The sequence below is a fragment of the Schinkia azotoformans LMG 9581 genome, from assembly GCF_000307855.1.
In the GTDB taxonomy this organism is placed as follows: domain Bacteria; phylum Bacillota; class Bacilli; order Bacillales; family Bacillaceae_J; genus Schinkia; species Schinkia azotoformans.
Genome location: NZ_AJLR01000057.1, coordinates 20627 through 33426 on the forward strand (window position 1 = coordinate 20627; position 12800 = coordinate 33426).

Annotated in this window: 8 protein-coding genes; 2 read left to right on the forward strand and 6 right to left on the reverse strand. The window is 38.3% G+C overall.

The window, feature by feature from the left end:
- Positions 1-44: 44 nt before the first annotated feature.
- The 3 genes from BAZO_RS10235 to BAZO_RS10245 form a co-directional block, all read right to left on the reverse strand.
- On the reverse strand, positions 45-1610 hold the full coding sequence (locus BAZO_RS10235; protein ID WP_003331392.1) for a peptide chain release factor 3: 1566 nt from the start codon (positions 1608-1610) through the stop codon (positions 45-47).
- Positions 1611-1736: 126 nt separating this feature from the next.
- Positions 1737-2936: an MFS transporter gene (locus BAZO_RS10240; RefSeq protein WP_003331393.1), complete on the reverse strand. Its 1200-nt coding sequence runs from the start codon at positions 2934-2936 to the stop codon at positions 1737-1739.
- Positions 2937-3067: 131 nt separating this feature from the next.
- On the reverse strand, positions 3068-3298 hold the full coding sequence (locus BAZO_RS10245; protein WP_003331394.1) for an excisionase family DNA-binding protein: 231 nt from the start codon (positions 3296-3298) through the stop codon (positions 3068-3070).
- Positions 3299-3430: 132 nt separating this feature from the next.
- Between BAZO_RS10245 and BAZO_RS10250 the strand changes: the two genes are divergently transcribed.
- A complete protein-coding gene (locus BAZO_RS10250) occupies positions 3431-4786 on the forward strand; it encodes a radical SAM/SPASM domain-containing protein (protein ID WP_003331396.1) in 1356 nt (451 codons plus the stop codon).
- A 525-nt stretch (positions 4787-5311) separates the two neighbouring features.
- Here BAZO_RS10250 and gltC read toward each other — a convergent pair.
- Positions 5312-6214: a glutamate biosynthesis transcriptional regulator GltC gene (gene gltC / locus BAZO_RS10255; RefSeq protein WP_003331397.1), complete on the reverse strand. Its 903-nt coding sequence runs from the start codon at positions 6212-6214 to the stop codon at positions 5312-5314.
- 172 nt (positions 6215-6386) lie between these two features.
- Here gltC and gdhA point away from each other — a divergent pair, with 172 nt between their 5' ends.
- Entirely contained in the window at positions 6387-7772 is a 1386-nt protein-coding gene (gene gdhA / locus BAZO_RS10260) for an NADP-specific glutamate dehydrogenase (protein WP_003331398.1), read from the forward strand.
- A gap of 68 nt (positions 7773-7840) precedes the next feature.
- Here gdhA and BAZO_RS10265 read toward each other — a convergent pair whose 3' ends face one another.
- Together BAZO_RS10265 and BAZO_RS10270 are read right to left on the reverse strand one after the other, a co-directional pair.
- On the reverse strand, positions 7841-9445 hold the full coding sequence (locus BAZO_RS10265) for a DUF5050 domain-containing protein (RefSeq protein ID WP_003331399.1): 1605 nt from the start codon (positions 9443-9445) through the stop codon (positions 7841-7843).
- 95 nt (positions 9446-9540) lie between these two features.
- A complete protein-coding gene (locus tag BAZO_RS10270; RefSeq protein WP_003331400.1) occupies positions 9541-12225 on the reverse strand; it encodes a YhgE/Pip domain-containing protein in 2685 nt (894 codons plus the stop codon).
- Between the last annotated feature and the right edge of the window lie 575 nt (positions 12226-12800).

Below are 12800 nucleotides of genomic sequence, written 5' to 3' on the forward strand. Positions count from 1 at the left end.
AGGGGGCCCAGTCTCTACAACTGAATCCCCTTATTTTGAATTATTTATACACTTTTATAATCATTTGCCTCAAACAAATCAATAAGTTCCACATCTTTATTTTTATCCTTAAAATAACGAAGTGTAAAATCATTTTCAAAAAGAACGGCATATCTGTCGTAACGGTCTTTTACAAGTAAGCTTCTTGAATCAAATAATCGGAGGTCCTTTGGTGGTTCAGCAAGCCATCTTGGAATCCGGTCACCTAGATGTGTAAACTCGATATCAACATTATATTCAGCCTTCATTCGATATTCAAATACTTCAAACTGCAGCTGTCCAACTGCACCTAGAATGGTATCATCATTTGATTCTTGTTTAAAGAGCTGGATTGCTCCTTCTTGCACAAGCTGTTCAATACCTTTTTTAAATTGCTTGGATTTCATTACGTTTTTCACACGTACTTTTCGGAACATTTCCGGTGGGAACTGCGGCAGCTCACGATAGTGGATGTCCTCTTTCCCAGCTGTGATTGTATCTCCAATTTGATACATATTCGGGTCATATAGTCCGATAATATCTCCAGCATAGGCTTCGTCTACCGTTTCACGGCTAGACGCCAAAAACTGCTGGGTTTGATTAAGATTCATCGTTTTATTTGTCCTTGTTAAACGCACATTCATGCCGCGAGTGAATTTTCCAGAACAAATCCTTAAGAAAGCAATGCGGTCACGATGGGCCGGATTCATATTGGCTTGAATTTTAAAAATATAGCCTGTAAATGTTTCGGAATCAGGGCTGACAAGACCATCATCTGTTTTCCTAGGTTTTGGTGGTGACGCAAAACGAATAAACGTATCAAAAAATGTCCGTATACCGAAGTTTGCGAGTGCACTTCCAAAAAAGACAGGTGTTAACTCACCTTTCATAACACGCTCTTCACTAAATTCATTTCCTGCTTCATCAAGAAGCTCAAGCTCATCAAAAACAGATTCGATTGTCGGATTTCCGGCTTTATCCAATTGTTCAAGTGGCGTGATTTCTTCCTTTTCATCACCTAGAAAACGAACAAATTGATTGTTAAAACGGTCAATAATCCCTTCAAATCGTTTCCCCATTCCAACCGGCCAGTTCATTGGATAAGATTCAATGCCAAGAACATCTTCAATTTCTGCTAACAGCTCAAGCGGGTCTTTTCCTTCACGATCAAGCTTATTAATAAATGTAAAAATTGGAATCCCTCTCATCCGACAAACTTTAAAAAGCTTAATCGTTTGCGGCTCAACCCCTTTAGTTGAATCGATAATCATCACAACACTATCAACTGCAGTCAATGTACGATACGTATCTTCACTGAAGTCTTCATGGCCGGGGGTATCTAGAATATTTACGTAGTAATCCTTATATGGAAAGCTCATTACACTTGATGTAACAGAGATTCCTCTTTTTTTCTCAATTTCCATCCAGTCAGATGTGGCGAACTTGCCTGACTTTTTCCCTTTAACAGTACCCGCTTCACGAATAATGTTACCGAAAAGGAGCAATTTTTCAGTCATGGTTGTTTTCCCTGCGTCCGGATGGGAGATTATTGCAAATGTTCGTCTATTATTAACTTGTTCTTTTACACTCATCGTTCATATCCCCTCTTATTTTTCACTTTCTTACTATATCACACTCAAAATAAGGAGGAAAAGAGCAAATACTGGAGCAATCGTTTGGAAACTAGGTAAATCAGGTAAATTTGCAATTAAGCTGTATTACGCCACTGGCAGCTGCCGGCGTTTTTCTCTTGCCTTCTTCTTTTCAATTAAGGCTATTACAAAAGCTACTATTAAAAATAAGCTGGAAATTTGAAAAAGAATCCCAAGTTCAAAAAACTCAGCTAAAAATCCGAACACTAGCCCACCAAGTCCTATTCCTAAATCCAACGAAGAAAAAATCATACCGTTCGCAACGCCGCGCCTGCTAGGTGGTGTCAACGAAAGCGCCCAGGACTGCAGAGTTGGAATCAAAGACCCAAAGCCAATTCCAAATAGAATGCCGGAGATTGCAATTAAGAAATTTGAATGCGCCAATGAAAGGGCCCAAATTGCTGCGAAGGTAAAAAATATACAAAATAACGTAAGTCCTATTGGACCATTTTTATCAAACCATTTTCCTGTTACCGGCCTGCAAATTGTCGCCATAATAGCATTACATAAATAAAAGAGGAAAACTTTATCGATTCCACGTTCCTCACTAAAAATAACGATAAAGGTTGCAATTGTACCATAACCAAAAGTAACCATTAACATAATCAACGCCGGACCAAAACTTGTCTTTTCTATTAATGAATCTAAAAAAGAAAATTTCAGTTCTTTTTTATTCGCATTTTTTACAGCATCCGGAGTGTGATAGATAACCGCTGCAAACAGAACAACTGCGATTACACCTAATAAACCTGATATGTATATTAAATATTTAAATTCTGTAACCTGATATAGATAAATTCCTAGACTCGGGGCAATGATCATTCCAATTGTTGTTGAAAGTCCGAAATACCCCATTCCTTCTCCGATCCGGGAATTCGGAACAACATCAACTGCAGCGGTACCGTTTACTGTAGTCGACCACCCCCATGCGATACCATGAAACAATCGAATAGCCAAAAACAGTACAACAATTTGTGTCAACGGATAAAGTAGGGTGAAAAAAAGCAGCGCCACAGCAGCAGTCAGCACCAGTGGTTTCCTTGTTTTATACTGAAGCATATAACCTACAAATGGCCGACAAAAAACGGCCCCAACCGAAAATAAGGTTGTAACTAAACCAATCTCTAAACCCGAAGCACCTATTGATTTAATGTATGGGGGTAAAGTGGGGATAAGCATTTGAAAAGACATAAATAAGAAAAAATTCCCGAACATTAATAAAACAAAGGATCTCGACCATAGTTGTTCTTTACTTTTTGGGTTCATAAGTTTCCTCCAAATTACACTATAACTATATATTTAGCATCCTTACATATTAGCATATTGAAACCATTTCATAAAATAAAAGGCCCTAAACCTAATGGTTTAAGACCTTTTCTACAGCAGTATGTTTCAACCTAATCCTCATCTTTAATATCAATATCTTCAGGTATTGGTTCATTATTGATTTCCTCTATTAGTTTCTTAACCTTTTCTAATTGTTCAAAATGTGTATTAAACTGCTCCTTATTAATTAGGTATTGCTGCCCATCGTGAATAGCTCGAATTCTCTTTTGCAATATTAAACTTTCTATATGTGATTCTGTCATCGATAGCAGGTCTGCTGTTTCTTTTATGGATAAATACATCACTTTATTCTCCTTAAATATGATAATCAAATAATATTATTATAGTTTGTCTCCAATTGCTAATTCTAGCCTAATTATATATAATTAACCTGCTAAATGAAATAAGCGGATTAAAAGGAGAGGGTGCAGAGAATGGAAACAAAACGATGGCTTCCTTCCCGCTATAATGCGATGTCACAGGCAGATAATGGAGAACTTATTTTATACAATAGCTATTCAGGGGCAATCGCTTCTTTTACCGTAGATGAAAAACCGATCGTATTGTCGGCGTTAAAACGGGAGGGTATTTCGGGGGATCTAACTGAGACATTACAACCATTGGTTGAATCTGGATTTCTCGTTGGTGATAATGTAGATGAAGATGCCAGGGCACGTTTTTTACACCAATCTCTTCATCGGACAGATACAATGCACCTTATTGTAATGCCAACAGAGGCTTGTAATTTTCGTTGTACCTATTGCTACCAAACCTTTCCCCAAGGCAATATGAAACCAGAAATACGGGAAGGGGTCAAACAATTTATCGCCCAAAAAGGCCATTCATTGCAGAATTTAAGTATTAGTTGGTTTGGCGGAGAGCCAATGCTAGCATTTGATGTCATCGGAGAATTAAGTAAATCAATTCTAGACACGGTTCGAGAACATAATATTTCTTATACAGCCGAAATGACGACAAATGGTTATTTTCTAACACCGGAAAAGTTCCGTTCTTTATTAAGTTGGAATGTTCGCCGCTTTATGATCACTCTTGATGGTATGAAAGAATTCCACGATTCACGTAGATTCTTAGCAGGCGGTGGGGAGACATTTGATACCATTATCGGAAACTTAAAAGCTATGAAAGAGATTGATGAAGAATTCGAGATTTATATACGTATTAATTTCGATGAGGATAATCTTGGTAATGTCCAGCCATTTCTTGATTTTCTTGGTGATCAGTTTGGGCACGATTCCCGTTTCCAAACATTTTGTCGTCCGGTCGGCCGTTGGGGTGGAGAAAATGACGATGATTTACCAATCTGCGACCACCGTGTGGCCGAAACGAAAATTTGGGAATTCACTGAATACGGTTTAGACAAGGGACTTGGGATGAGCTCGATTATTGAATCGGCCATTATGCCTTCAGGTTCGGTTTGTTATGCAGCCAAACCACATTCTTTTGTCATTGGTGCGGATGGTCAACTTTATAAATGTACGTGTTCTTTTAATGAAGAATTTAACCATGTAGGACAATTGTTACCTGATGGTACTATGGATATAGATTATGATAAGGTTGCCTTTTGGGTGACTGGCGGTGAGGACAAAGATACCGGCTGTCAGGCCTGCTTCTTCCGTCCTGCCTGCCAAGGAAATCATTGTCCATTATATAGAATAAGAACAGGCAAACGTCCTTGTACATTCGAGAAAAAGAAAATCAAGCAGGTGCTTCGTTTAATTTGGAAGCAAAACACGAAACTTGAAGACTTGGAACCTATTGAAAGGAGTTGATAAAAATGCGTATATTGAAACCAGCAATTTCACCACAACAAGCTACAAATTCAGGTCGAATTTCAAAATCAGTTCCTGGAAGCTTAAAGTAAGAAAAGCGCAAGCACCCGTTCAGCGACGAACAAACTGGAGCACTCCGCAATGAGATAAAGGAAACACAGCGAGGTACGAGCTGATGTTGACTTATCGTAGTGAAGGAGTGTGAAGTTTGCTAGTCGCTGGGTGCTGGAGCTAGACAATGATGCACAAACTAATATTAAGGCTCTCAATCCAAAATGGATCGAGAGCCTTTTTACGTTTTTCATAATCATATGAAGCTAGGTTTGGTAATTAAAATCAAATGCGCCTTGGCGTATTTGTGCCCAGATTTTTTCGAGCTTGCTCGAAAAACTACCTTTGAAAATCTGTGGCATCCGCCGGAGGCTTTAACTTTATTCAGTTGGGGGGTAAACCGCCTTTGAATTGCATACCAGTTGCATATTCATCCCACCACTTATGAATATGAGGGATTTCCGCTGAATAAAGTTAATAGTATCCGTCTAAAACTTTGAAAAAGTCCTTTAGAAATTCATAAAAAACTTTTTCAGTCGGCAAGAGTTCCCGATCACTTGGAGTAATAATTCCAACCGTTCTCGTAACCTCGGGGTTCACGATGAACACTTTCTTTGTAGCACGGGGCTTGCTATCTATCAAACTAATCTCCGGTATTAGCGTAACACCAAGTCCCGCTGATACTAAGCCTTTAATTGCATCAATGTCTTTCCCTTCAAAGGCGACATCGGGATCAAAACCATTTTGGCGGCAGGCGTTTACTACAAGATCATGTAAGCCAAAGCCCACAGGAAATAATACAAATGGATCATTGCGCAGCTGATTCAATTTAATTTCTTTTTGACTTGCAAGTAGATGGTCCTCCGGCAGTAATGCTACAATTTTTTCTAAAAATAATATCTCGCCTTTTACTTTATTATTATCCTTTGGCAGCGGTCCAATTAATGCCATATCCACTTTTCCAGTTATTACAGCGTCAATTAAATAGTGGTAAGACCCTTGGCGAAACTTAAATTTTACCTTCGGGTGCTCCTCACGGAAGGCAGAAATGCATGTCGGTAGTGTGTAATTAGCCATACTACTTGGAAAACCAATTCGGACCGTCCCCTGCTCCGGGTCCAAAAATTCATCTACTTCCCTTTTTGCCTTTTCCAAAACCATCATCGCATCTTCCACATGCTTTAAAAACACCTCGCCGATTGGCGTCAATCGAACATTTCGGCCCTCACGAACAAATAGGTCGATCCCTAGCTCTTGCTCAAGGTTAAAAATTTGTCTACTTACAGCAGACTGGGCAACATGGAGAGCATTAGCAGCCTCCGTAACATGTTCCCGTTTCGCTACTTCTATAAAGTATTGCAGCTGTCTCAATTCCATAAAAATCACCCTCTTTCTTTAATCATATCATTTTGGCATTGATATTATCTAAATTATATATTGGAACAGATTGGTTTTCGAGTATACAATAAGATTAACAAATTAAAATATTCAAAATTGATAACAAACAAAATTTTAAAATAAAAAACTATATTAAAGGAGATTGAGAGATATGACAATTTTACAACCAACACCAAGTGATACACAGACACAGGTCGCAAAGGATTACGTGAATGGGGTAATTGCGACGGTTAAAAAGCGTAATCCTAATGAACCTGAATTCCACCAAGCCATCAAAGAAATTCTTGATTCACTTGTTCCAGTTTTTGAAAAGCAGCCTAAATATATGGAAGCGGGAATTTTAGAAAGACTTGTTGAGCCTGAACGTCAAATTATGTTTAGAGTACCATGGGTTGACGACAACGGAAAAGTACACGTTAATCGCGGCTACCGTGTTCAATACAATAGTGCCATTGGTCCATATAAAGGCGGACTAAGATTCCACCCATCTGTAAACTCTAGTATCATTAAGTTTTTAGGCTTTGAACAAATTTTCAAAAATGCATTAACTGGCCAGCCGATCGGTGGTGGTAAAGGTGGATCTGATTTTGATCCAAAAGGCAAATCAGATAATGAAATCATGAGATTTTGCCAAAGCTTTATGACAGAGTTATACAGACATCTTGATCATGATACTGATGTTCCTGCAGGTGATATTGGTGTCGGCGGCAGAGAAATTGGTTATTTATTTGGACAGTACAAACGCATCAAGAACCAATTCCAAGCTGGTGTTTTAACTGGTAAAGGTGTTGGCTACGGTGGAAGCTTAGCAAGAACAGAAGCTACTGGATATGGTACAGTATATTTTGTAAGCGAAATGCTTAAGGATAAAGGATTAGACTTCGAAGGTAAAACAATTGTTGTGTCTGGATCAGGAAATGTTGCAATTTATGCAATCGAAAAAGCACATCAATTCGGTGCAACTGTTGTTGCATGTAGTGATTCCAACGGATATGTTTATGATAAAAATGGCATTAACCTTGAAACTGTTAAACGCTTAAAAGAAGTTGAAAGAAAAAGAATTTCTGAATATGTGAAAGAACATCCACATGCTGAATATTACGAGGGTTGTTCAGGAATTTGGTCAATTCCATGTGATATTGCATTACCTTGTGCTACTCAAAATGAAATTGATGAAGAAAGTGCAAAAACACTTGTAGCCAATGGTGTTATCGCAGTTGGTGAAGGTGCAAACATGCCTTCAACGTTAGAAGCAATTGATGTATTTTTAAACAGTGATGTACTATTCGGCCCAGCTAAAGCCGCCAATGCTGGTGGTGTTGCTGTATCAGCATTAGAAATGGCTCAAAACAGTGCACGTGTTTCTTGGTCATTTGAAGAAGTGGATGCAAAATTACATGAAATCATGATTAACATCTACCAACAAAGCATGAAAGCATCTGTTGAGTACGGCCACCCAGGAAATCTTGTTTATGGTGCAAATATTGCAGGCTTCTTAAAAGTCGCAGATGCAATGATGTTCCATGGCATTATCTAATTAATGCATGATCCTTCAATCAAAATATAGATAGTAAGAGTGGCTAAGTTGATTAGCCACTCATTTTTTTATTTTTTCAAGTGAATTGTCTTGATGGTTTTATCCTTAGCGGAGATGATTAGAATTTGATCATTATGAACAAATAGGTTTTCAGTATGATCGACTATTGCTAAATCAAGCTGTCCAGATTTGTTGAATACTTTGATCCCATAGTCTTCTTGTAATGAAAGCTGGCAAATGATTTTACCGTTCGCGATTTGAATCAACGCAACCGGCTCCTTCATAATAAGTGTATCTTCTTTTGTCGTGTCGACTTTATAAAGCTTATATTGTCCTGAAGCGACCTCAGATGTATAAAACACATTCCCTTCGATTTCGCCAAACCAACCGACTTTGTTGTTATCCGATAATTTTTGTTCACTTGATCCATCTAAATTTGAGGAGTACAGGATTTGATCGCTATTTTTTACATAAAAAAGCTTGTTACCACTGATTTTAAAGTTTCTTACCGAAAAATTTGTAATTTGCGTTGTTTCATTTGTGTTTAAATTTATTTTGTAAATTTTATTAAGGTCATTGTTTTCTATTTCACTTGATGATGCAAGTACATAAACATCATCACCGAGTATCGTCGTGGATTGTACTGGCCCATAACCGGTGCTTTCTTTGTCCTTTTTAATGTACCAACCATAAATAAGATTTGGATCCCCGATCTGTATACCAGCTTCTTCTGCCTGTCCGTTTGGAATAAACGTTAGATTATTGCCCCCTGGTGGCACAGATTGATTAATAATGAGCGTTCCTTTTGGTGAATATTTAAAATCACGATAACCGGATTGCTCGACGGTCGCTTTTCCATCAGCGTTTATTCTAGCATAGATATCATATCCCATTGTCGCCCCGCCCACATGGTATGATAACCAAAGCGCATTATCCCTGACTTCAAAGTTCACCCATTTTGGAAAACCATAGGTGCTCTCTCCATTATATGAATAGACTAGTTGTTTCTTCGTTGGATTAGTTTCGGGTACTCTGTATATGTTATTTTTGTCTTTCGTTGTTTCCACAAAGTAATAATAACCATCAAACAGCGCGACATCATTCTCCCCCGCATAGGAAGGTAGATTTACGGTTTGTACTTTAGGGTTGTTCGAATTAATAATTAGCCCCTTCGATTTATCCCAAACATATTCCCAACCAAATTCATCATGGGCAAATTTCCATGTGAGTGGGAAATACGTTACATTTCTAACATTCAAGAGTGGGAATTCCTCTTTTGAATTATTAATTCGTTTACCATTCACTGTGATTTTGAATGTTGGTATTGTTGCATTTTGGCTTTTTGAATTTTTTTGCTTCGTTTTGTATGGTTCGTATGATGTAGTTACCTTATCTTCCGAGATTGTTAATCCATCCTTTTCGGACCATCCCGTTTTTAATCCTAACAATCTTGAATCGAACCATGTCATTGGTACATATGTCATGTCTTTGTACACGATCAGTGGATATTGCCGATATTGATTGTCAACCTTGTTTCCATTTAACTGCACTGTGAAGTTTGGCAACGTAACCCGTACCGTTTTATCCGCCGCAAAAGTATGACCAACTGGTGCGGATAATATGTTAAGACAAAGCCCCATGGCAATAGTTAATTTTAAAAACGCTTTTATCAAAAAAATCCTCTCCTTTCGCCCATTAGTTTAATTTTACTTTAAACTATGACGGAAAAGAGAGAAATTGAAAAAATGTAAAATAATTGTAATCCTATTTAATGAATGATTTTACTTTCCTTCGCCTTTTGTGCGGTCCGTTCGACAAATCGGCTTAGCGGTTTCTTCAAAAGGACGCCAATTATAAATGCTAAGCACAGGAACAGCACTAAGAAAGTAAGATCATGCAAGACGATGTCCCAAATGCTTCCACCTACCGCTTCGCGCATCAAGCTAATCGCATACGTAAATGGTAAAAACGGATTTATAAGACGAAAAAAAGGTGGTGCCACTTGAATCGGAAAAGTTCCTCCTGAACCCGATAACTGAAGAACAAGAAAAACAATAGCCAATGCCTTCCCAATATTTCCAAACACTGAAACAAATGTGTAAATAATCGCCATAAATACTAGGCTTATTAAAATACCGAACAATACAAACAGTAGCTTGTCGGCAACATAAGTCCCAAGCAAATACATATCGCCCAATGTGACAATCAGCGCCTGAAAAATTCCTATCGTCATGAACGTAAAAAGTCTTCCGAAATAAACTTCATAGCTTTTAAATTGCTCCTGATTTTTCACATCAAAGCGAAGTAAGGAAGCTAGTATTAAAGCACCTACCCACAAAGCAAGTGTCGTATAAAATGGCGACATCGCCGACCCATAGTTTGGGATCGGAAACATTTTATTTTCCTTCATAAGCACCGGATGAGCCAAGAAGTCACTTTCCTCTTGGATGTCATTTTTCAAAAGCTTAATAATTTCACCAATATCGCCTGTTTGTTGAAAATGGCGAATTTCCCTCGCTGCTTTTGCTAATGCATCCTCAAGCCCAGGTAAATCTTCTCGGATTAAATTAGCTACCTTGTGAATACGATCCTCTATCTCCGGGAGACGTGTTTGGACAAAAGTTGAAACCCTGTGAATATCATCCTCCACGCCTTGAAGGTCATTTTTAACAAAGTCAGCTGCTTGATGTATTTTCGGTTCTAATTTTGGAAAATCATTTTGTACAAATTTAACGGCTTCATTGACCGCTTTCGTCAAATCTCCCATTTTTGACTGAATTGTTGTGGCTGCTTCGTGAAGCCGTGCACCAATTGCCGGTAAATTCTGTTGGAGCTCTGTCAATTGGTCGACGGCAAAAGATGCTACTTTTGCTGAATCAGTCAATATTTTCTCGATATCAGGTAATCTGTTTCTGGCTCCTTCAAGAACATCTGCCGAATTTTGGGCTGTTAATCTAATGTCATCAAGGGCTTGATTCACTTTTGGTACAATTTCTGTATCATAGCGCGCTATAATGCCCCCAAGGATATTGCTTGCTTGCTTGGCCTGTTCATTTACATTTTCAATCGCGGTTGAAATGGGTCGTTCTCCGTTTTCAATTACAGTTTGCAGCCCCGCTAATGTCTTTTTTTGACTAATAAAATTTGTTTTTAGCTTATTTAAGGAATCAATAGTATTGGTAAGAGTTTTATTCGGTACATAATTATTTAAGGATGTTAGCAAACTTTCGGTATGATCTATTACATTTACTCCCACTGTCAATTGACCTTGAAGGATGGTGAGCATTTTTGCAGCTAATTCCGGATCGAAATTAACCTGTTTTAACACCTCTGTAAACTGGGTTACTGCATCCGCTGTTTGCTGTAAAAGATACAAATTTTGTTTTATAACTGGGGCGATTTGATCAAAAGCACCCTCATTTTCTTTTAAAAAATCATGTAACGCATTGATATACTTTAAGCTTGTATCGGTAATTTGCTCAACCTTTGGTAATGCTGTTATCGCTTCATTAATGATCTCTTCCGCTTTTTTTGCATCCGCTAAAGCCGTGTTTAGTTCCTTTTCTACCTTATAAAAATTTTGATCGATTTCAACTACTCGATTAGCAGCCTTTTCGATTTCAGGTAGTCTTTTTTGAATGGCGACTATTTCATCGCCGATAGTTTTCAATTTTGGAATATTCTCTTCTAATAAAAGGATTTTGTCGCCGGCCGCTTCAACCTCTGGCAGATATTGTTCAACCTCGACAATTTTATTAGCCTTTTCATTAATTTCGGGCATCTTTTTTTCGATTTCAAGTGCCTTGTTTGCTGCCTGATCGATTTCAGGTATATGCTGGGCAAGCTCTAAAATACGATGTTCAATTTTTCTAACAGTAGGAAGTTCTTTTTCAAGTTCAATCCCGACCTTATTAAAAACTGTAAAAATTGCTTCAGAAGCTGTTTTAATAATACTTTCATTTACTTGCGCTACGACTCCAGAGGCACCGCTTGCAGTTATTTTAGGTGCAATGGCATTTACTTTTTCATTAACGGTATACTGAATCTCTGGCTTAATTGGGTGATCACTAATAATCGTGGCGACTTTTTCAGAGAAATCCTTTGGAATCAAAAGACTTGCATAGTAATCACCGTGAATTACACCTTTTTCAGCCTCTTCTTTCGAAACAAATGTCCAACCTAATTTCGTATTTTCCTTTAAATTATTAACGATTTCGTCCCCAATTTTTATTTCTTTATGAATATCCCTAATGTTTAAAACGGTTCCCTCATCCTCATTTGTTACCGCAATCGGAACACGTGATGTATTTCCATAAGGGTCCCAGGCTCCAATCAGATTGACCCATGCATACAAGGAAGGCAATACCATTAATCCGATAATCAACATAGTTGCAATTGGAACCTTAAATATATTCAGCCAATCTGTTTTATAAATATGTAAAATATTCTTCATGGAATCACCACATCACAAATAGATTTTAGTTCGTCATTTATGTAGGTTTGCTAAATGTTAGTATGTGCTTTGTGGGATTTAATTATTTTTTGGTACTTCAGTTGTGCATTCAGTGGTGCCTGTCCCCATTTGTCGGGAATTGCTTCCTGTTGATTACTAAGGCTTCTGTTTCCTTAAGTGCAACCTTTTCACAATTGGGGGCGAATATGCGTTAGATTTCCATGGGGATGTCTAAGATTGGGCAAATGGGAATCAATGGAGGGTGTATGATTCCCGGAATCTAAGGAAGTCCAGGTAAATCGGAATCAAAGAGGGCGTATGATTCCCAAAATCTCGGGAAAACCAGCAAAACGAGAATCATAGAAGGTGTATGATTCCCGAAACCTGAGGAAGACCAAGAAAACGGGAATCATAGAACACGTGTGAAGACCATTTCTTCTACTCTCATAAAAAATGCGGCCATGGCAAGAGCGGAACCCGGGCTCCTTGTCCGCAAAACCAAAAAATGCGGACACAGCAAGGTTGGAACCCACACTCCCTGTCCGCAAAACTGAAAAATGCGGCCACGCCAAAGG

Excerpts from the sequence above, each read along its gene's own strand:
- BAZO_RS10245 (WP_003331394.1), bottom strand. The coding sequence starts at position 3,298 with ATGTATTTATCCATAAAAGAAACAGCAGACCTGCTATCGATGACAGAA.
- gltC (WP_003331397.1), bottom strand. The coding sequence starts at position 6,214 with ATGGAATTGAGACAGCTGCAATACTTTATAGAAGTAGCGAAACGGGAA.
- BAZO_RS10270 (WP_003331400.1), bottom strand. The coding sequence starts at position 12,225 with ATGAAGAATATTTTACATATTTATAAAACAGATTGGCTGAATATATTT.
- BAZO_RS10240 (WP_003331393.1), bottom strand. The coding sequence starts at position 2,936 with ATGAACCCAAAAAGTAAAGAACAACTATGGTCGAGATCCTTTGTTTTA.
- BAZO_RS10235 (WP_003331392.1), bottom strand. The coding sequence starts at position 1,610 with ATGAGTGTAAAAGAACAAGTTAATAATAGACGAACATTTGCAATAATC.
- BAZO_RS10250 (WP_003331396.1), top strand. The coding sequence starts at position 3,431 with ATGGAAACAAAACGATGGCTTCCTTCCCGCTATAATGCGATGTCACAG.
- gdhA (WP_003331398.1), top strand. The coding sequence starts at position 6,387 with ATGACAATTTTACAACCAACACCAAGTGATACACAGACACAGGTCGCA.